The following is a 19,749-nucleotide window of genomic DNA, read 5'->3' as shown; positions in this document are numbered from 1 at the left end:
TCCGAAAGGAACAGCCGTATGCCGCAGCACTCCCTGCTCGCCGACCGCGGGTTCTACCTGGGTCCGTTGTTCCGGCGGGCCGCCGACCGGCACGGAGCCGTCTTCGTCACCCTGGACCGGCCGCTCGACACCCATCCCGCGCTCGGCGTCGACCTCGACTACGCGATGCTGGCCGATGTGGTCGAGGACCTGTCGGGGCGGCTGTGGGCGGCCGGGGTGAGGCCCTCGGAACAGGTGGCCGTGCACAAGACGGACAACGTCGACATCGTGCTGCTGACCTGCGCGCTCTCCCGTATCGGCGCGGTACCGGTGCTGCTCTCCCCCGGTCTGGCGGGCCCGGTCGTCGGGCAGTTGCTGGACCGGCTGCGCGAGCCGTGGCTGGTCACCGACCGCGCCAAGCTGGACGGCCCGCTGAAGGAGGCCGGCGTCACCGCCGGGGTGCGCCGGGTGCTCTGCGTCGACGACGCGCCGGGCGCCGTGCGGCTGGCGGAGTACGCCGGCGCCGAGCCGCCCGCGCCGGTGCGGCTGCATCCCCGCGAGCCCGCCCTGATCACCCACAGCTCGGGCACCACCGGTGTCCCCAAGCTGGCGGTGCACTGTCCGAACACCATGTGGAACCGTCTCGTCCCGCAGCAGGCGATGGGCCGGCCGACCCGCGGGGAGACGGCCGCGCTGCACATGTCGTTCGTGCACTCGCGCTTCTACCACCTGCTCGGGGTCCTGCTGCGCTTCGGCAGCCCGCTCGTGCTGATCACCGACCCGGATCCGGCGGCCGTGGGTCCGCTGCTGGCCCGCCACCGCCCCGGCATCGTCGAGACGCACCCCAACACCTTCGTGCTGTGGGAGGAGCTGGCCGACGCGCCCGGCGCCCCGCTGTCCCGGGTGAAGTCGTACGGTTCCACGTTCGACGCGATCCACCCGCGCACCGTGCGGCGGCTGCTGGGCGCCTCGCGGCGGCGGGCGCCCTGGCTGATCCAGCTGTACGGGCAGAGCGAGACCGGGCCCGTCGCGTTCCGGTGGTTCACGCGGCGCAGCGCCGGACGGGCGGACGGCCGCCGGGTGGGGACCGCGATCCCCGGCTTCACCCGGATCCGGATCACCGACGCCGAGGGCAGGCCGGTCGCGCCCGGGACCCCGGGGCGGATCGAGGCCCGGACCAGGGGCCGCATCCTCACCTACCTCGGCGCCCGGGAGCAGTACGAGCGCCAGCTCGGCGGCGGCTGGTGGCAGATGGGCGACATGGGCTGCATGAGCAGGTTCGGGGCGCTGCGGCTGATCGACCGCGAGGTGGACCGGATCGACACCGTGCACAGCAACCTGGCCGTCGAGGACACGCTGATGGAGCGGCTGGAGGAGCTCCGTGAGGTGGTCATCGTGGCCGGCGCCGACCGGGAGCCGGTGCCGGTGGTGTGCGTGCGGGGTGAGCTGCCGTTGGACCCGGAGCGCTGGCGGGCGGCCACCGCCGATCTGCCCGCGATGGCCGAGCCGCGTCAGTGGCGGTTCGAGGACCTGCCGATGACGGCGACCTGGAAGGTGAAGCGGGTGGAGATCAGCCGCCTGCTGGCCGGGACCCGAGAGAGCGTGCGCGCGTGATCGAGGTGATCGTGGTGGGCGCGGGCCCGGTCGGCCTGTCGGCCGCGCTGGCGCTGCGGGCGCGCGGGCTGCCGGTCGTGCTTCTGGAGGCCGACCGCGAGGACCGCGAACGGCCGGGCAGCCGGGCCCTGTTCGTGCACCGGGAGAGCCTGCGGCTGCTCGACGCGATGTCGCCGGGGCTGGCCGCCGAGATCACGGCGTACGGAAGGACCTGGCACACCCGGCGCACCCTCTACCGGGGCCGTGAGGTGTACGCGCGGACCTTCCCGCCCCCTTCGGGGCTGCCGCCGTTCACGAGCCTGCGCCAGCTGGACACCGAGCGCTTCCTGCGCGCCGCGTGCGCGCGGGCCGGCGTGGAGTTCGTCTGGGACGCGCCGGTCTCGGACGTGCGCACGTCCGCGTCGGGTGTCTCGCTCACCGGCGCGGACGGGCGGGAGTGGGAGGCCCGGTACGTCGTCGCCGCCGACGGTGCCCGCTCGGCCGTCCGGGGCGCGCTGGGCATCCCCATGGAGGGGGTGCGCGGCGAGGGTTTTCACGTCGTCGTCGACGTGGCGGACGTGCCGGGCGCCGAGCTGCCGCTGGAGCGGGTCTTCCACTACGAGCATCCGGGGGTCGGGGGCCGCAGCGTGATGCGGGTGCCGTTCACCGGCGGTTTCCAAGTGGACCTCCAGTGCCGCGACGACGACCCCGAGGAGGCGTACGGCACCGAGGACGCCGTGCGCGGGTGGCTGCCCGCGGTGGTGGGCGACGGGTACGCCGACCGGATCCTGTGGGTGTCGACGTACCGATTCCTGCGCAAGGTCGCGGCCTCGTTCACCGATCCGCACGGTCGGGTGCTGCTGGCCGGTGAGGCGGCGCACCTGTTCCCGCCGTTCGGCGCGCGCGGCATGAACAGCGGGATCGCGGACGCGGACCGGGCCGCGCGGGCCGTGGCGGACGGGACACCGCGGGCGGTGACCGCCTTCGCGGACGCACGGCGGGCGGCGGGGCTGCACAACAGCGAGGCCGCGGGGATCGCCCTGGACCATCTGCGGCCGCGCCGCCGGGCCGTCCGGCTGAGGCAGCGGGCGGCGGCCGCCCTCGCGCCGGTGCTGCCCTCGTGCGGTTCATGGCTGGAGCACGCGCCGTACGGGCCCCGGGGCGGGGCTCCGGCGGCGGCCGGCGGAAAGTACTGAGGAGGACCGAGTGGGTGCACAACCGACCCTCGCCGAGGGTCTGTCGGCGTGGGCGCCCGGTCGCGGGCTGGTCGCGGTCACGGGTTCCCCGGCGGACGGGCCGCTGCTGGTCGCGGACTCGTGGCTGGTCGGCGAGGGGCGGGTGCGCGGGTACGGTCTGCACCGGGAGCGGTTCCTGGGCTCCTGTGCGCAGGCCGGCGGGGGTCCGGGGCCGCGCGGGCTCGTCGCATTCTGGCAGGACGTGACCGCGGCGCTGCCGCGCACCGGGCAGTGGTTCCCCCGGGTCGAACTCGTCGCCGGTTCGCTGCGGTTGCGGTTGCGGCCCGCCCCGCCGCTGGGCACGGAGGTCCGGCTCTGGTCGGTGGGCCGGCCGGACGGGCGCACGGCGGCCCGCCGCAAGGGCCCGGACCTGGAGCTCCTGGCCGGGGTGCGCGGCCGGGCGGTCGAGGCGGGGGCGCAGGACGCGGTGCTGGTCGGGCCGTCCGGGGAAGTGCTGGAGTCGGCCACCGCGAGCGTGCTGTGGTGGGAGGACGACACCCTGTGTCTGCCGCCGCCCCGGCTGCCCGTCCTGCCGGGGGTGACCGTCGCCCTCGTACGGGAGCGGGCCGAGCGTCTCGGCATCCCGGTCGCCGCGCGCGAACGGACCCTGTCCGAGCTGGACGGCCGCGAGGTGTGGCTGGTGAACGCGCTGCACGGCATCCGGCCGGTGACCGGCTGGACCGGGGGGACGATGACCGCCGGCCCCGCGGTGCGGGCGGCCCGGTGGCGCGAGTGGCTGGACGACCTGTCGGAGCCGCTGCCGGATTTCTAGCCGCGCGCGGAATACCGGGGCGCGTTCGGAATCCATAAAGGAAAAGGGCACCGGCGGATATCGCCGGCGCCCGTATTCGCCGCGCCCTTTCCGGAATTCTCCGGAAAGGGCGGAGATTTTCCGGTGCCCGATCCGGCTACTGCTTCGGGGCCGGCTGATGGGCCCCCGGGACCATGCGCGTCGCGATCGCGATGCGGTTGTACGCGTTGATGACGGTGGCCGCCCAGATCAGCGCCGCCAGCTGCGCCTCGTCGAAGACCTCCGCAGCCTGCGCGTACACCGCGTCCGGGACGTGCCCGTCGCGCACCAGGGTCACCGCCTCGGTCAACTCCAGTGCGGCGCGCTCCCGTCCGGTGAAGAAGGGCGTCTCCCGCCAGGCGTCGAGCGCGTAGATCCGCTGCTCGGTCTCGCCCTGCGCGCGGGCGTCCTTGGTGTGCATGTCGAGGCAGAACGCGCAGCCGTTGAGCTGGGAGGCGCGGATCCTGACCAGTTCGAGTATCTCGGGTTCGACCTTGGCGTCCCGGGCGGCGGAAACGGCGGCGGCGTGCAGGGAACCCATCGCGGCCGAAACTTCGGGGGTCGTCTTCTTGAGCGCCACACGGGACACGGAATTGCTGTCAGTCATGGGGGTGACTCTATCCGGGAATTCCGTCCGGCAAAAGGAATTCAGGAAGCGTTCTCCCGGTCGGACAGCGCTTCGCGCAATGCCGTACACAGGGCGTCCAGCGCGCCGGCCCAGGCGTGGTCCGGCGGGGTGCCGTAGCCGACGACCAGGGCGTCGGGCGGCTCGTCGACCGCGTCGGGGTGGCGGTAGCGCCGGGTGAGGCCGTCGAGGGCCAGGCCCTGCCGGGCGGCCGCCCGCACCACCGCGTCCTGGGTCCCGGGCGGCAGCCGCAGGACGGCGTGCAGGCCTGCCGCGATACCGGTGACGCGGATCCCGGGGGCACGGGCGGCGAGGGCAGCGACCAGCGCGTCACGGCGCCTGCGGTAGCGCAGCCGGGCCGCCCGGACGTGCCGGTCGTAGGCACCCGAGGTGATGAACTCCGCCAGGGTCAGCTGGTCCAGGGCCCCGCAGGTGTCCACCCCGCCCTTGGCGGCCGCCACCTCCCCCACCACGTCCGGCGGCAGTACCATCCAGCCGAGGCGCAGCCCGGGGGCCAGCGACTTGCTGGCCGTGCCGAGGTACACGACGTGGTCCGGGCCGAGCCCCTGGAGGGCGCCGACGGGCTGGCGGTCGTAGCGGAACTCGCCGTCGTAGTCGTCCTCCAGGACCAGCCCGCCGGTGTGGCGGGCCCAGTCCACGACGGCCGCGCGGCGGTCGTGGCGCAGCGGCACGCCCATCGGGAACTGGTGGGCGGGGGTCAGCAGGACCGCCCCGGCGTCCTTCAGCGGCCCCGGGTCGGCGCCCTGTCCGTCGACGGGCAGCGGGGTCGTGGCGAGACCGGCCGCCGTCAGCAGCAGCCGGTGCTCGTCCAGGCCGTACGACTCGACGGCGATCGTGCGGGTTCCCCGGGCCCGCAGCACGGTGGTGAGCAGCTTCAGGCCGTGCGCGAACCCCCCGCAGATCACCAGGTGTCCGGGGTCGGCGCGCACTCCGCGGGTCCGGGCGAGGTAGCCGGCGAGGGCGGTGCGCAGTTCGGTCCGGCCGCGGGGATCGCCGTACCCGAGGGCGTCCGAGGGGGCCGCCGTGAGGGCGCGGCGGGCCGCCCTGAGCCACTCGGCGCGCGGGAAGGAACCGAGGTCGGGGGTGCCGGGGCGCAGGTCGTAGGCGGGCCGGGGACGCTCCGGGCGGTGCGGCCGGACGCCCGGCGGCGGGACCTGCCGGCCCTCGGCGACCCGGGTGCCGGAACCCTGGCGGGCGGTGAGCCAGCCCTCGGCGACGAGGTCGGCGTACGCCTCGGCGACCGTGTTGCGGGCGATGCCGAGGTCGGCGGCGAGCGAGCGCGAGGAGGGGAGCCTGGCGCCGGAGGGCAGCCGGCCGCCGCGGACGGCCTCGCGCAGGGCGTCCGTCAGGCCCCGGCGCAGCCGCGGTCCGGTGGGTTCCAGGTGCAGGTCGACGCCGAAAGTGGCCCAGGATCTCGCCATGGAAATGGACCATACTCCTGGGCTGCCCCGCTCCTAGGGTCGAGACCATGACGACGCACGCGCCCCTCACGGCCACCGACGAACAGGTTCCGTACGCCCCCGCCCACACGCCCCGGCTGAACTGGTCCGAGCACGCACCCGAGGTGTTCCAGGCGATGCTCCGGCTCGACGCCGCCGCCCGCCGCGGTCTCGACCCCAAGCTGGTCGAACTGGTGCGGATCCGCGCCTCGCAGCTCAACCGCTGCGCGCTCTGCGTCGACCTGCACAGCAAGGACGCGCTCGCGGCGGGCGAGAGCGTCGAGCGGATCGTCCAGCTCAGCGCCTGGGAGGAGTCGGAGCACTTCTACACCGGGCGGGAACTCGCGGCGCTGGCCCTGACGGAGGCCGTGACCGTACTGACGGAGGGCTTCGTGCCCGACGAGGTGTACGAGCGGGCCGCCGGGCACTTCGAGGAGGCCGAGCTGGCGCAGCTGATCGCCGCGATCACGGTGATCAACGCGTGGAACCGGTTCGGCGTGACCTGCCGGCTGGTGCCGGGGCACTACCGGGCGAAGGCGCGCGCATGAGCCGCACGGACCTCCTCGACCGCGAGGTCGCCCGGGCCATGTCGGAGCTCAGCGCGGCCGCGAAGCGCGGACTGGGCGACCCCGCGCTCGCCGAACTCGTCGTGATCCGCGCCTCCCAGCTCAACCACTGCGCCTTCTGTCTCGACATGCACCTCGCGATCGCCCGCGACCACGGGGTGAGTCGGCGGCAGCTGGATCTGCTGAGCGCGTGGGAGGAGGCGGGGGACGTCTACGACGAGCGGGAGCGTGCCGCGCTCGCGCTGACGGAGGCGGTGACCGTCCTGACCGGGGGCACCCGGGCGTCCGCCTCCGGGGGAGGCTTCGTGCCGGACGCGGTGTACGAGCGGGCCGCCGAGCACTTCGACGCACCGCGGCTGGCCCATCTCGTCGCGCTGATCACCGCCATCAACAGCTGGAACCGGGTGATGGTGGCACGCCGTGTCCCGCCGGGCGGTCGCACACCGTGAGCGCGGCGGACGTCATGAGCAAGGCGGACCTCTTCCGCGCCCTGCACCACGGCCGGCTGCCCGGCGATCCCCTGGTGCTGCCCGGCCCGTGGGACGCGGCCGCCGCCCGGGTCTTCGAGGAGGCCGGGTTCCCGGCGCTGGCGACGCCGAGCGCGGGGGTCGCCGCCTCGCTCGGGTACGCGGACGGGCGGACCCCGGCCGGCGAGATGTTCGCGGCGGTCGCCCGGATCGTCCGGGCGGTGGACGTGCCGGTGTCGGCGGACGTCGAGGGCGGGTACGGGCTGGCGCCGCGGGAGCTGGTGGAGCGGCTGCTGGAGACCGGCGCGGTCGGCTGCAACCTGGAGGACTCGGTGGACGGTGTCCTGCGGGACCCGCACGAGCAGGCCGACCGGCTCGCCGGGGTGCGGGAGGCGGCGGGCGGCCGGCTCTTCGTCAACGCGCGCGTCGACACCTTCGCGCACGGCGACGGCGATCCCTCGGACGCGATCGCGCGGGCGGCCGCCTATGTCGCCGCCGGCGCCGACTGCGTCTACCCGATCGGCGCCCCGCCCACGGTCCTGCCGCTGCTGCGGGCCGGGATCGCCGGTCCGCTCAACGCGGGCGGCCGGGTGGACGGCGAGGGCCCCTCGCCCGCCGTGCTCGGCGGACTCGGGGCCACCCGGGTCACGTTCGGGCCGGGCTTCCAGCGGTTCGCGGCGGCCGCCCTGCGGGCGGTCGGCGCCGAGCTGCTGTAGCGCCGGCGCTCAGGACAGCCACGCCTTCCAGGTCGACGCGTGGCTGTCCACCCACTTCTTCGCGGCTTCCTGCGGGGTGAGCTTCTGGTCGGCGATCATGAGAGCCACGTCGTTCTGGTCCTCGGTCGTCCACTTGAACCTCTTCAGGAAGGCCGCCGCCCGCCCGCCGTCCTTGGCGAAGTCCGCGTTGAGGTACTTCTGGAGCGGGGTGTGCGGATAGGCGCAGGCGACCTTGTCCGGCTCCGCGTCGCAGCCCTCCTTGTAGGCGGGCAGCTTCACCTCGGTCATCGGGACCTTCTCGAACAGCCACTGCGGGGCGTACCAGTAGGTGAGGAAGGGCTTCTTCTCCTTGGCGAACTGCCTCATCTGGGTGATCTGGGCCGCCTCGGAACCGGCGAAGACGACCTGGTAGTCCAGCTTCAGGTTCTTCACCAGGGCCTTGTCGTTGGTGACGTAGGACGGCGAACCGTCCATGAGCTGGCCCTTGCCGCCGCTCTCCGCGGTGCGGAACTGCTCGGCGTACTTGTTCAGGTTCTTCCAGTCGGTGACGTCCGGGTGCTGCTCGGCGAAGTACGTCGGGACGAACCAGCCGATGTGCCCGGTGACGCCGAGATCGCCGCCGCGGGCGATCGTCGCCTTGTCGTCGACGTAGCGCTTCTCCTGGTCGGGGTGGCCCCAGTCCTCCAGGATCGCGTCGACCCGGCCCTGGCTGAGCGCGTCCCAGGCGGGTACCTCGTCGACCTGCACGGTGTCGACGCGGTAGCCGAGCTCGTGCTCCAGCAGGTACTGGGCGACGGCCACGTTGGCCTGCGCGCCCACCCAGGACTGGACGGACAGGGTGACCGTCTTCGCGCCCCGGGCGTTGGCGAAGGGCGAGGCCTGCTTGGTCATGTCGGCGGCGCCGCAGCCGGTGAGCAGCAGGAGCGCCGATGCCCCGGCGGTGAGGGCAGTGGTACGCAGTCGCATGTCACGCTCCCTTCTTCACGCGCCGGTCGGCGGGCTGGGTGACCCGGTCGAGCATCAGACCGAGGCAGACGATCGCGGCGCCGGCCACCAGTCCGGTGGCGAGGTCGCCCTGGGCGAGGCCGAAGACGGCGTCGTAGCCGAGCGCCCCTCCGCCGACCAGGCCGCCGATGATGACGACGGCGAGGACGAGGACCACGCCCTGGTTCACCGCGAGCAGCAGCGCGGGCCGGGCCAGCGGCAGCTGGACCTGGCGCAGTTGCTGGGTGCCGGTCGCGCCGAGGGAGCGGGCCGACTCCATCGCCGCCGCGTCGACCTGCCGCAGGCCCTGCGCGGTGATGCGGACGACGGCGGGCAGCGCGTAGACGACGGCCGCCGCGACGGCGGGGGCGCGGCCGACGCCGAACAGGGCGACGACCGGGATCAGGTAGACGAACTGCGGCATCGTCTGGCACACGTCCAGGACCGGGCGCAGCAGCCGTTCGAAACGGTCGTTGCGGGCGGCGGCGATCCCGGTCGCGAACCCGAGGACCAGGGTGACGGCGACGGCGGCCAGCACCTGGGACAGGGTGTCCAGGGAGGGTTCCCACACGCCGAGCACCCCGGTGGCGGCCAGCGCGAGGACGGCGGTCAGCGCGGTCCGCCAGGTGCCGATCGGCCAGGCGATCGCGGCGACCAGCAGCAGGACAGCCCACCAGGGCAGGCCCTGGAGTCCGGCCCGGACGGGATCGAGGACCCAGGTGGTGAAGTGACCTGCCCAGTCGGCGGTGCCGCCGATGACCGGGACCCCGGAGTAGAGGTGGTCGGTCATCCAGCCGACGGCGTCATTGACCGGCGGGGCGATGGACACCGTCCAGCCGCCGGGCCAGTCGAGCCGGCCCACCGCGCGCCCGGCGAGGGCCACGGCGACGGCCGCGCCCGCGGCCCAGGCCCAGGCGGCGCGGTGGCCGCCCGGTTCGCCGTCGCCGCTGTTCCCGGCGGCGGCCGTGACCCGGTCCAGGACGACGGCGAGCAGCACGATGGGGATACCCGCGGCGAGGGCCGCGCCCACGTCGACCGAGGCCAGCGCCTGGTAGACGCGGTCACCGAGGCCACCGGCGCCGATCACCGACGCGATGACCGCCATCGACAGCGCCATCATGATCGTCTGGTTGAGGCCGAGGAGGAGTTCCCTGCGGGCCAGCGGGATCCGGGCGGTGAGCAGGCGCTGGCGCGCGGTCGCGCCCAGCGACTCCACGGCCTCCAGGACCTCCTTGTCGGCGCCGCGCAGGCCGAGCGCGGTGAGCCGGGCCATGGGCGGGGCGGCGTAGACGACGGTGGCCAGGACGGCCGCCGGGACGCCGATGCCGAAGACGAGGACGACCGGGAGCAGGTAGGCGAAGGCGGGCAGCACCTGCATGGTGTCGAGGACCGGGCGCAGGGCACGGTCCATGCGCGCGGAGAGGCCGCCGGCCAGGCCGAGCAGCGCGCCCACGACGACGGACGCCAGGACGGCCACGACCATCAGGGCGAGGGTCTGCATGGTCGGCACCCACATGCCGAGCAGTCCGCAGGCGAGGAACGCAGCCGCGGTGCCGAGCGCGAGCCGTGTCCCGGCGACGCGCCAGGCGACCAGCGCGGCCGCCGCGGTGACTCCGGCCCAGCCCGCGCCGAGCAGCACCAGGTAGACGGCGCGCACCGCGAGGACGACGCCGTTGCTGAGGTAGCCGAAGAAGTAGGTGAACAGGGGGTTGCTGTCGCGGTTGTCGATGATCCAGTCGCTGGCGCCGGTGAGCGGTCCGGTCAGGTCGACGGTGAGGGCGTGCGGCCAGGTGCCCCCGCCCCAGCGGACGACGGCCGGCGGCACGAGGACCGCGGCGACGAGGGCGAGCAGCAGGAGCTTGCGTACCGTCCGGTTGCGCAGGACGGCGGGGAGGGCGGCCCGGGGGGCGGACGTGGTCAGCGTGGCCATCAGACCGCCTCCTTGCGGGGCTCCGTCCCGACCGCGAGGGGTCCGGACTCCCGTCCGTGCGGGCCGGCCGCGGGCCCGGTCTGCGCGGGGGCACCGGGACGGGGCACGGCCGGGGCGGGTTCGGTGCCGGCGACGACGCCGAGCAGCCGCTCGTGGTCGACGACGCCCAGGCACCGGCCCGCGTCCATGACCCGGGCCGGGGCGCCCGCCCGGGCGACGGCCTCGATCGCCTGGGACACGGTGGCCCCGGGGGACACGGCCGGGCCGCCGCCCGCCTCCTCGGCGGTCGCGGGCCGCATCGCCGTGCGCACGGTCATGACCTGCTCGCGGGGGACGTCGCGGACGAACTCGCGGACGTAGTCGTCGGCCGGGGAGCCGACGATCTCCTCGGGGGTGCCGAGCTGCACCACCCGTCCGTCGCGCATCAGGGCGATGCGGTCGCCGAGCTTCAGCGCCTCGCTGAGGTCGTGCGTGATGAAGACCATCGTGCGGCCCTCCTCGCGGTGCAGCCGGACCACCTCCTCCTGCATGTCGCGCCGGATGAGCGGGTCGAGCGCGCTGAACGGCTCGTCGAAGAGGAGGACCTCGGGGTCCACGGCCAGCGCGCGTGCCAGGCCCACGCGCTGGCGCTGACCGCCGGAGAGCTGGCCGGGCCTGCGCTGCTCCATGCCCGCCAGGCCGACCTTGTCGACGACCTCCTTCGCGCGCTCGCGCCGCTCGGCGCGGCCCATGCCCTGGATCTCCAGGCCGTAGGCCACGTTGTCGAGGACCGTGCGGTGCGGGAGGAGGCCGAAGTGCTGGAAGACCATCGCGGCACGGTGCCTGCGCAGTTCGCGCAGCCGGGCGCGGTCCATCGCGCGGACGTCCTCGCCGTCGACGACGATCGTGCCGGCCGTCGGCTCGATCAGCCGGGTCAGACAGCGCACCAGGGTGGACTTGCCGGAGCCGGACAGACCCATCACGACGAAGACCTCGCCCTTGCGGACGTCGAAGGAGACGTCCCGGACGGCGGCGGTGCAGCCGGTGCGGGCGCGCAGTTCGGCGGGGTCGAGGGCGGTCAGCTCCGGGTCGGCCGGGACGCGCCCGGCCTTGGGTCCGAAGACCTTCCAGAGGCCGTCCACCGAGAAGACGGGGGCGTCGGCGCCGGTGTCGGCGGTGGGCGGTTTACGTGTGGCGGGCGTGGGAGTCATCGCGCACCACCTCCGATCAGGTCCACGGCTTTCTCCCCGACCATCAGCACCCCGATCATCGGGTTCACGGCGGTCATCGTCGGGAAGACGGATGCGTCGGCGATGCGCAGGCCGTCCAGGCCCCGCACCTTCAACTGGGGGTCGACCACCGCGAGTTCGTCGTCGGCGGCGCCCATGCGGCAGGTGCCCGCCGGGTGGTACACGGTGTGCGCGACCCGGCGCGCGTACTCACTGAGTTCCTCGTCGCCCGTGATGTCCGGGCCGGGGGCCACCTCGCGCTTGAGCCAGCCGGCGAGCGGCTCGGTCTTCGCGATCTCGCGGGCGATCCTGATCCCGTCGACGAGGGTGCGGGCGTCGTGATCGCCCTCGTCGGTGAAGTAGCGGAAGTCGAGGGCGGGCTTCACGGACGGGTCTGCGCTCTGGAGGTAGAGCCGGCCCCGCGACCTGGGCTTGGGGATGTTCGGGGTCATGGAGACGCCGTACGGCGGGCGTTCGTAGCCCAGGCGTTCCGGGTTGTCCGTGAAGGGGACCTGGTAGAAGTGGAACATCAGGTCCGGTCCCCGGTGGCCGGGGTCGCGGCGCACGAAGAGGCCGGCGTCGGAGTCCATCGCGGAGTTCTCCGGGAGCGGCCCGTGGGTCTCCCAGACGATCACCGACTCGGGGTGGTCGAGGAGGTTCTCGCCGACGCCCGGCAGGTCGTGCGCGACGGGTATGCCGAGCGCGTCCAGGTCGGCCTTCGGGCCGATGCCGGAGTGCAGCAGGAGGCGGGGCGAGTCGACGGCGCCCGCGCACAGCACGACCTCGTGGCGGGCCCGGACGAGGATCTCCTCGCCGTCCTTCGTGCGCACGTGCACCCCCTGCGCGCGGGTGCCGTCCAGCTCCAGCCGGTACGCCCAGGTCTCCAGCAGGATCGTCAGGTTGGGGCGCTCGTCCATCACCGGGTGCAGATAGGCCACCGAGGCGCTCGACCGCTTGTTGGTCTCCGGGTGGTAGGCGAGGTCGAAGAAGCCGACGCCGTCGTCGAAGGGCTTCTGGTTGAAGCCGTCGACGTGGGGCACTCCGGTCGCCTTCTGCGCCGCGTCGACGAAGTCGCGGGCGATGGCGTTGCGGTCCTTCTCGTCCACCGGGACGATGTTGTTCAGCAGCCGCGCGTAGTAGGCCTCCATCGGGACAGCGCCCCAGCCCCGGGCTCCGGCCGCCTCCCACTCGTCGAAGTCGGAGGGCAGCGGCTTGAAGGCGATGAGCGTGTTGTGGGAGGAGCATCCGCCGAGGACGCGCGCCCGGCTGTGCCGGATGTGGGAGTTGCCGCGCGGCTGCTCGGTGGTCGGGTAGTCGTAGTCGAGTTCGCCGCCGAGCAGGCCCATCCAGCGGCGCAGGGTGAGGACGTCGTCGCGGCCGACGTCGCTGGGGCCGCCCTCGATGACGGCGACGGTGGTGTCGGGGTTCTCGGTGAGGCGGGAGGCGATGACGGAACCGGCGGTTCCGCCTCCGATGACGACGTAGTCGTAGACGTGTGTGCTCTCTGGCATGGGGGGTACTCCAGGGGCGTACGAAGTCTTGGACAGCCGGCGGGCCCCGGGGAACGGGCCTGCCCAGGAGGTCGGGCGGACGGCCGGGAGCCGGCCGGGGTCAGCCCGCGAACCAGCGGACGGGGCGTGGCGCGAGGTTCTGGTAGACGTGCTTGGACTCGCGGTACTCGGCGAGTCCGGCGGGGCCGAGTTCGCGGCCCACACCGCTCTTGCCGAACCCGCCCCACTCGGCCTGCGGCAGGTAGGGGTGGAAGTCGTTGATCCAGACGGTGCCGTGCCGCAGCCGGCCCGCGACCCGGCGGGCGCGGCCCGCGTCGGCGGTCCAGACGGCGCCCGCGAGGCCGTACTCGGTGTCGTTGGCGAGAGCCACGGCCTCGTCCTCGGTGCGGAAGGTCTCGACGGTGAGGACCGGTCCGAAGACCTCCTCCCGCACGACCCTCATCTCGCGGTGGCAGCGGTCCAGGACGGTGGGCTCGTAGAAGTAGCCGGACTCCGGTCGCTGCGGGGCGGGTTCGGGACGGCGGCCCCCGCTGCGCAGCACCGCGCCCTCGGCGAGGGCGGACGCCACGTACTCCTCGGTCTTGGCGCGCTGCTGCTCGGAGACGAGCGGCCCGCACTCGACGCCTTCCTCCGTGCCGCGTCCGAGCCTGATCTTCTCGGCCCGGCGGGCGAGTTCGGCGACGAAGCGGTCGCGGACGGACTCCTCGACGATGAGCCGGGAGCCCGCCGAGCAGACCTGGCCGCTGTGGATGAAGGCCGCGTTGAGGGCCTGGTCGACGGCGGTATCGAAGGCCTCGTCGGTGGCGCAGGCGTCGGCGAAGACCACGTTGGGGTTCTTGCCGCCGAGTTCGAGGGCGACCTTCTTGACGGTCGGGGCGGCCGCCTGTGCGACCTTGGTGCCGCTGACCAGGCCACCGGTGAAGGAGACGAGGTCGACGTCGGGGTGCTCGGCGAGCCGTGCGCCCACCGTGGCGCCCGGTCCGGTGACGACGCCCGCGACCCCGGCGGGGAGCCCCGCCTCGAGCAGCAGGTCGATCAGCGCGACCGTCGTCAGCGGGGTGATCTCGCTGGGCTTGACGACGAAGGTGTTACCTGCGGCGAGGGCCGGGGCGATCTTCCAACTCGCCTGGAGCAGCGGGTAGTTCCAGGGGGTGATCAGCGCGCACACGCCGACGGGCTCATGGACGACGACGCTGTGGACGTCGGACGACCCCGCGTCGACCACCCGGCCCGGGGCCTCGGAGGCGACGAGTCCGGCGAAGTACCGGAAGGCGTCGGCGACGCAGTCGATGTCGACCCGGCCCTCCTCGAGCGTCTTGCCCGCGTCCCGGCTCTCCAGCAGACCGAGCCGTTCGCGGTCGCGTACGAGGAGATCGGCGACGCGGTGCAGCACGGCGGCGCGTTCCACGGCGGGGGTGCGCGGCCAGTCGCCCTCGTCGAAGGCGGTCCGGGCGGCGGCGACCGCCAGGTCGGTGTCCTTCTCGTCGCCTTCCGCGACCACCGCGAAGGGCCTGCCGTCCGCGGGGTCGAGGATCTCGCGGGTGGCTCCGGAGCAGGCTTCCAGCCACTCTCCGCCCACATGGATCGTCCGGTGATCTCGCCCTGTCGGGTGTTCCGTCCTGTCGGCCATGATCGGTGTTGCCTTCCGTTCCTGGTCAATCCCCCTGTGTCACCCGTGGATCGGTCTCGGCGACGGCGTCCACATGCCCCCACCCTCGCATTGCATGCGCAATCCATGGCCGAAAGTGCGCCGCATCACTGAAGTTCTGGACACAATGCTACAAAACGTACGTCAGGTCATGAGTGAAGAGGATGGACGCCACGAGAACCTTTGACTAGGGTCAAAGAGTGATGGAGCCCACGCAGTCGCCCCGGTCCGCGCGTCCCGCGGAGCGGGTGGCGGCCGAGCAGGTGGCGGACTTCCGCCGCTTCAACCGCTACTTCACGCGCCGCATCGGCGCCCTGGACGACCACTTCCTCGGCCAGGACCGCCCGCTGGGCGAGGCCCGGCTGCTGTTCGAGATCGGCGACGGCGCCTCCCTGCGCGCACTGCGCGGCCGGCTGGGCCTGGACGCCGGGTATCTGAGCCGGATGGCGAAGTCCCTGGAGGCGCAGGGCATGGTCCGCGTCAGCGTGCACCCCGACGACAACCGGCTGCGCATGGTCGAGCCGACCCCGGCCGGACGCGTCGAACTCCAGGAGCAGAACCGCCGCGCCGACGTGCTCACGGCGGACCTGCTGACCGGTCTCGACGAGGCGCAGCGCGCGGAGCTGACCGCCGCGATGGCCACCGCCCGCCGTCTGCTGCGGCTCGCGGGCATCACCGTCGAGCACGTCGAGGGCGCCGCGCCCGACGCCCGCGCCTGCCTCGCCGCGTACGCCGCCGAGCTCACCGCCCGCTTCGGCGGCTTCACCGCGTCCGACCTGGTCGGCCCGGCGGAGGTCTCCGGCGCGCGGGGCGCGTTCTTCGTGGCGTACGAGGAGGGGCGCGCCGTGGGCTGCGGAGGGCTGCGCACTCTGGAACCCGGCGTCGGCGAGCTCAAGCACGTCTGGGTGCACCCGGACGCCCGCCGCCTCGGTCTCGCGCGGCGGCTCCTCGGCCATCTGGAGCGGGCGGCGGCGGCGCGCGGCCTGAACGTGCTGCGCCTGGACACGAACGCCGAGCTGACCGAGGCGCGGGCGATGTACCGGGTCTGCGGTTACCGGGAGATCCCCGCCTACGGGGACCACACCTACGCCGACCACTGGTTCGAGAAGCGGCTGTCACCGCCCGGCCGCTGACCCCGGCCCGTCGGCCGTCCACCGCGCGGCCATGTCCCGCACGGCGCCCCGCAGCCAGGCGTGCGCCGGGTCGGCGTCGTGGCGCGGGTGCCAGGCCATGCCGAGACTCAGCGGGGGCAGCGGCAGCGGCACCTCGAAGGGGACCAGGCCGAGGCTCTCGGCCAGCGGCCGGCCCCAGGCGGTGTTGAGGCCCACGAGGTCGGTGTCACGGATGACGAAGAGGGAGGCGGGCAGCGAGCCCACGGCCCCCACCACCCGCCGCCGCAGACCGAGTTCGGCGAGCGCGGCGTCGACCGGCCCGTGCAGCCGGCCGCGCCTCGACACCATGATGTGGTCGGCCTCGCGGGCGTACCGCTCGGGCGTCAACTCGCCCTCCAGCAAAGGGTGTCCGGCGCGGGCCACCCCCACCATGCGGTCCTCGTGCAGCGGTTCGCGGTGCACCTCGGGGGCGGTCGAGTCGATGACCCCCACCTCCAGGTCCGCGGTGCCCTCGCGCAGGAACGGCGCGTCGATGTGGCTCTCGCTCAGGAAGCGCAGGCGGACACCGGGGGCCTCGGCGGCGGCGCGCGCGTAGAGGTACGGGCCGTGGGCGGCCGCGATGGCGTCGTGCCCGAGGATGGTGAAGGTGCGGGTCACCGTCCTGAGGTCGGTGGCCCCGGCCGGCGCGAACAGGGTCCGCGCCCGCTCCACGACCGCGCCCACCTCGGCCCGCACGGCGAGGGCGCGCGGCGTCGGCACCATCCGCCGCCCGGCCCGCACCAGGACCGGATCCCCGAGCGCCTTGCGGATCCTGCCGAGGGTGCGGCTCATCGCCGGTTCCGACAGGTGCAGGCGCCTCGCGGCCCCCTGCACGCTCTGCTCCTCCAGCAGCACGTCCAGCGCCACCAGAAGGTTCAGGTCCACCCCCGGCGGTCCGCCCGCGGATTGCGTCACACGCACTCACCCCTTGCAAAGGTTGCACTGGAAAGCAGGTCGGGACCGAGCCTACGGTGAAAGGGCATCCCACCCCGACGAGCTCCCCTGGAGGAGCCGTGCCCTCGCACGCCCTGAAACGGTCCACCCTCCTCGCGCTGTGCGCCTGCGTGCTGGTCGCGCAGAGCATGGTCGCCGCCATCAACCTCCTCATCCCGCAACTGGCCTCGTCGTCCCTGCACCCCTCCCCCACCGAGATCCTGTGGACCGTCGACGCCTACGTCATCGCCTTCGCCGGTCTGCTGGTCCCGGCGGGCGCGCTCGGCGACCGGTACGGCCGCAAGGGCGCCCTGCTCACCGGCCTCGCCCTGTTCGCCGCGGGCGCCGCCACCAGCGCCTTCGCACCCGACCCGGCCGTGCTGATCGCGGGCCGGGGCGTCTCGGGGGCGGGCGCGGCCCTGATCACCCCGGCGACCATGTCGATCCTCGTCCACCTCGCGGGGCCGCGGCACAGGGCCCAGGCCATGGCGTCCTGGACGCTCGCCCTGGGCCTCGGCGGCCTCGCGGGCAACCTGGGCGGCGGCCTGGTCGGCCAGTTCCTCACCTGGCGGGCGCTGTTCGGCGCGATGGTCCCGCTGGCGGCCCTGCTGGCACTCGCCGTGGCACTGACCACCCCGCGCACCGACCGCTCCCCGCACGGCAACCCCGACCCGCTGGGCACCCTGCTCCTGACCTCCGGGCTGGTCGCGGTCCTCTTCGGCATCATCGAGGGGCCCGGCCACGGCTGGGGATCCCCGCGCATCCTGGGCGCGTTCGGCGCGGGCGCCCTCCTGATCGCCCTCTTCACCGCCCTGGCCCTGCGCTCCCCCGCCCCCCTCTTCGACCCCCGCGTGTTCCGCTCCCCCCGGCTGCGCGCGACCAGCCTCGGCCTGACCACCGGGTTCTTCGGCCTGTTCGCCCTGTTCTTCGTGAACTCGCAGTACCTGCAAGAGGTGAAGGGCTACGAGCCCGCCGTCACCGGCCTCGCGATCGTCCCGCTGATCACCGGCATGGCCGTCGTCCCGAAACTGGCCGCCCGCTGGTCGGCGCACCCGCGCCCGGTCATCGGCGGCGGCCTCGCCCTCGTCGGCCTGGGTCTGCTCGGCGCGTCCACCGTGGACGCCGGTACGCCCTACGCGGTCTACGCCTGCTGGCTGCTGGTCATCTCGGCGGGCACGGGCCTGTCGATGCCCGCTCTCACCCTGGGTGCCGTCACCTCGCTGCCCCACCATCAGGCGGGCCTCGGCTCCGGTCTCGGCACCTCGGCCCGCGAGATCGGCGCGGCCCTGGGCGTCGCGGTGACCGGCACGGTCCTCGCCGGACACACCGGCTTCACGGCCGGCATGGGCCCGGCCCTGCGCACCGTCGCCGTGCTCGTCCTCGCCGCGACCGCCCTCGTCGTGACCGGCCTGCGCGAAGCGTCCCGGCCCGCCCCCACGACGACGGACGCGCGGCCCCCCGTGCGGGAGCCGGCGGCCTGACCCGGCCGAACGCCTGACCCGGACGAGGAGCCTGGACTACGCTGCGTGTCCAGGGCGTCACGGGGAGGAGTACGTCATGCCGTCGCGACGAGCGGTCACCGGGCGGAGCCAGGAACCGCGCCGCCGGTTCGCCGAGGAGCTGCGGCTGCTGCGCGGCGCACGCGGGGAGAGCCTGCGCCGGCTCGGCGAGCGGCTCGGCTGGGACCCGTCCACCTTCGGCAAGATGGAGAGCGGCGAGTCACTGGGCAGCCCCGAGATCGTCGAGGCGCTCGACCAGCACTACGGCACGCCGGGCCTGCTGCTGACCCTGTGGGAACTGGCCCTGGCGGACCCGAGCCAGTTCCGCGAGCAGTACCGGCGGTACATGGTGCTGGAGGCGGAGGCGGTGAGCTTGTGGCATTACGCCGTGAGCACCGTCCATGGCCTGTTGCAGACCCCGGGTTACGCCCGTGAGGTGCTCACCTTGGGTGGGCTCGTGGGGACGGAACTGAACCAGCAGGTCGAAGCCCGCACCGGACGGCGGAAGTTGCTGGAAGGAGAGGACGCACCACCGTTCCGGGCCATCCTCTCCGAGGCGGTGCTGCGGACCTCCCTGCGGGACCCGCGGGAGTGGCGGCAACAACTGGAGTACCTGCTGGCGGCATCCGAGCGCTCGGCCATCACGCTCCAGGTACTGCCCCACAGCGCCGGCCTGTACGGGCTGGTCAGCACCGACATGATGTTCCTGCGGCTGCTGGACGGCAGCACGGTCGCGTACGCCGAGAACGCCCACCGGGGTGAACTCATCGAGGAAACAGGGGCAGTTGAGAGACTGCTGCGGCGCTACGATGCGATGCGTGACCTGGCGTTTTCCCCGGCCGATTCACGGAAGTTCATGATGCGGATGTTGGAGGAAGTGCCGTGCGAGCCATCGATCTGAGCAACGTCACGTGGCGCAAGTCCAGCTACAGCAACCCGGATGGCGGCGCGTGCCTGGAGGTCGCCGAAGGCACCCCCTTCGTCCCCGTGCGGGACAGCAAGGCGCCCGAACGGGGGGCGCTGGTGTTCGACGAGGCGGTCTGGTCCGTGTTCGTCTCGTCGATCACAATGGCGGCGTGGCCGAACCGATGAGCGCGGTGACCGAGTTGGACGACGGCACGCCCGTCAGGTTCGTCCTGACGCCCGCCGCCCCCGTTCCGGACGGCAGTGCCGACCTCCCCGAGGGCATGGGCAGAGCAGTCCCCGTGGCCACCGGCGGCGCCGCCGTGGCCAGCTTCGCGGCGGGGGCGCTGCGCAACGCGCTCAGACCGCTCGGGCCGCTGCTGCAAGAGGTGCACGACGTCGTCTCGGCCGTGCCGGACCCGCCGGCCGAGCTGAGCGTCACCTTCGGCGTGCAGATCGGGCAGGACCTGAAGCTCGGGATCGTGGGCGGGAGCGGTCAGGCGCACCTCACGGTGACCGCCGGCTGGAGACCGGCCCCCGGCACGGAGTGA

19 protein-coding genes are annotated in these 19,749 nt (G+C 73.8%); 11 read left to right on the top strand and 8 right to left on the bottom strand.

What is annotated here, in order from left to right; translation table 11 throughout:
- Nucleotides 1–18: 18 nt before the first annotated feature.
- The 3 genes from Saso_RS22685 to Saso_RS22675 are packed head-to-tail and all read left to right on the top strand — an operon-like array spanning nt 19 to nt 3,579.
- Nucleotides 19–1,593, top strand: coding sequence for a class I adenylate-forming enzyme family protein (locus Saso_RS22685; protein ID WP_189928700.1), 1,575 nt, complete (start codon nt 19–21; stop codon nt 1,591–1,593).
- Nucleotides 1,590–2,768, top strand: a complete 1,179-nt coding sequence (locus Saso_RS22680) for an FAD-dependent oxidoreductase (protein ID WP_189928701.1) — start codon at nt 1,590–1,592, stop codon at nt 2,766–2,768. The genes Saso_RS22685 and Saso_RS22680 overlap by 4 nt, the downstream gene beginning before the upstream one ends.
- 10 nt (nt 2,769–2,778) lie before the next feature.
- Nucleotides 2,779–3,579: an aminotransferase class IV gene (locus Saso_RS22675; protein ID WP_189928702.1), complete on the top strand. Its 801-nt coding sequence runs from the start codon at nt 2,779–2,781 to the stop codon at nt 3,577–3,579.
- Nucleotides 3,580–3,715: 136 nt separating this feature from the next.
- Here the strand turns inward: Saso_RS22675 and Saso_RS22670 are convergent, their stop codons facing one another.
- Together Saso_RS22670 and pdxR are read right to left on the bottom strand one after the other, a co-directional pair.
- Nucleotides 3,716–4,204 (bottom strand): carboxymuconolactone decarboxylase family protein, encoded by a 489-nt coding sequence (locus Saso_RS22670; RefSeq protein ID WP_189928703.1) that lies wholly within the window; start codon nt 4,202–4,204, stop codon nt 3,716–3,718.
- 41 nt (nt 4,205–4,245) lie between these two features.
- Nucleotides 4,246–5,664, bottom strand: coding sequence for a MocR-like pyridoxine biosynthesis transcription factor PdxR (gene pdxR / locus Saso_RS22665; RefSeq protein WP_189928704.1), 1,419 nt, complete (start codon nt 5,662–5,664; stop codon nt 4,246–4,248).
- A 47-nt stretch (nt 5,665–5,711) separates the two neighbouring features.
- Between pdxR and Saso_RS22660 the strand changes: the two genes are divergently transcribed.
- Genes Saso_RS22660 through Saso_RS22650 form a run of 3 tightly spaced genes read left to right on the top strand, consistent with a single transcriptional unit; the run spans nt 5,712 to nt 7,431 of the window.
- The gene (locus Saso_RS22660) at nt 5,712–6,230 is read left to right on the top strand and encodes a carboxymuconolactone decarboxylase family protein (RefSeq protein ID WP_189928705.1); all 519 of its coding nucleotides are present in this window, start codon (nt 5,712–5,714) and stop codon (nt 6,228–6,230) included.
- On the top strand, nt 6,227–6,697 hold the full coding sequence (locus tag Saso_RS22655) for a carboxymuconolactone decarboxylase family protein (protein WP_189928706.1): 471 nt from the start codon (nt 6,227–6,229) through the stop codon (nt 6,695–6,697). The genes Saso_RS22660 and Saso_RS22655 overlap by 4 nt, the downstream gene beginning before the upstream one ends.
- A gap of 14 nt (nt 6,698–6,711) precedes the next feature.
- Nucleotides 6,712–7,431 carry an isocitrate lyase/PEP mutase family protein gene (locus Saso_RS22650; protein ID WP_189928707.1) on the top strand — a complete coding sequence of 240 codons (720 nt, stop codon included), beginning with the start codon at nt 6,712–6,714 and terminating at the stop codon, nt 7,429–7,431.
- A 9-nt stretch (nt 7,432–7,440) separates the two neighbouring features.
- Here Saso_RS22650 and Saso_RS22645 read toward each other — a convergent pair whose 3' ends face one another.
- The 5 genes from Saso_RS22645 to Saso_RS22625 form a co-directional block, all read right to left on the bottom strand.
- A complete protein-coding gene (locus tag Saso_RS22645; RefSeq protein ID WP_189928708.1) occupies nt 7,441–8,397 on the bottom strand; it encodes an ABC transporter substrate-binding protein in 957 nt (318 codons plus the stop codon).
- 1 nt (nt 8,398) lies between these two features.
- Nucleotides 8,399–10,345 (bottom strand): ABC transporter permease, encoded by a 1,947-nt coding sequence (locus Saso_RS22640; protein ID WP_189928709.1) that lies wholly within the window; start codon nt 10,343–10,345, stop codon nt 8,399–8,401.
- Nucleotides 10,345–11,535, bottom strand: coding sequence for a quaternary amine ABC transporter ATP-binding protein (locus Saso_RS22635; protein WP_189928710.1), 1,191 nt, complete (start codon nt 11,533–11,535; stop codon nt 10,345–10,347). Before Saso_RS22635 ends, Saso_RS22640 begins: the two co-directional genes overlap by 1 nt.
- Complete coding sequence (locus Saso_RS22630; protein WP_189928711.1) at nt 11,532–13,064, bottom strand: GMC family oxidoreductase; 1,533 nt, start codon at nt 13,062–13,064, stop codon at nt 11,532–11,534. Before Saso_RS22630 ends, Saso_RS22635 begins: the two co-directional genes overlap by 4 nt.
- Nucleotides 13,065–13,164: 100 nt before the next feature.
- A complete protein-coding gene (locus tag Saso_RS22625) occupies nt 13,165–14,694 on the bottom strand; it encodes an aldehyde dehydrogenase family protein (RefSeq protein ID WP_189928712.1) in 1,530 nt (509 codons plus the stop codon).
- Between the two features lie 221 nt (nt 14,695–14,915).
- Between Saso_RS22625 and Saso_RS22620 the strand changes: the two genes are divergently transcribed.
- The gene (locus tag Saso_RS22620) at nt 14,916–15,845 is read left to right on the top strand and encodes a helix-turn-helix domain-containing GNAT family N-acetyltransferase (protein WP_189928717.1); all 930 of its coding nucleotides are present in this window, start codon (nt 14,916–14,918) and stop codon (nt 15,843–15,845) included.
- On the opposite strand, the gene Saso_RS22615 is transcribed toward Saso_RS22620, so the two are convergent.
- Entirely contained in the window at nt 15,828–16,778 is a 951-nt protein-coding gene (locus Saso_RS22615; RefSeq protein ID WP_372442466.1) for a LysR family transcriptional regulator, read from the bottom strand. The two genes, Saso_RS22620 and Saso_RS22615, sit on opposite strands and share 18 nt — an antisense overlap.
- A 98-nt stretch (nt 16,779–16,876) precedes the next feature.
- Between Saso_RS22615 and Saso_RS22610 the strand changes: the two genes are divergently transcribed.
- From Saso_RS22610 to Saso_RS22595, 4 genes are all read left to right on the top strand, one after another.
- Nucleotides 16,877–18,277: an MFS transporter gene (locus Saso_RS22610; RefSeq protein ID WP_189928714.1), complete on the top strand. Its 1,401-nt coding sequence runs from the start codon at nt 16,877–16,879 to the stop codon at nt 18,275–18,277.
- 76 nt (nt 18,278–18,353) lie between these two features.
- A complete protein-coding gene (locus Saso_RS22605; protein WP_189928715.1) occupies nt 18,354–19,196 on the top strand; it encodes a helix-turn-helix domain-containing protein in 843 nt (280 codons plus the stop codon).
- Nucleotides 19,178–19,387, top strand: coding sequence for a DUF397 domain-containing protein (locus tag Saso_RS22600; RefSeq protein ID WP_200746600.1), 210 nt, complete (start codon nt 19,178–19,180; stop codon nt 19,385–19,387). The genes Saso_RS22605 and Saso_RS22600 overlap by 19 nt, the downstream gene beginning before the upstream one ends.
- Nucleotides 19,384–19,749 carry a CU044_2847 family protein gene (locus Saso_RS22595; RefSeq protein ID WP_189925532.1) on the top strand — a complete coding sequence of 122 codons (366 nt, stop codon included), beginning with the start codon at nt 19,384–19,386 and terminating at the stop codon, nt 19,747–19,749. The genes Saso_RS22600 and Saso_RS22595 overlap by 4 nt, the downstream gene beginning before the upstream one ends.

Source organism: Streptomyces asoensis (assembly GCF_016860545.1).
GTDB lineage: Bacteria > Actinomycetota > Actinomycetes > Streptomycetales > Streptomycetaceae > Streptomyces > Streptomyces asoensis.
This window is presented reverse-complemented; position numbering and strand designations above follow the sequence as displayed.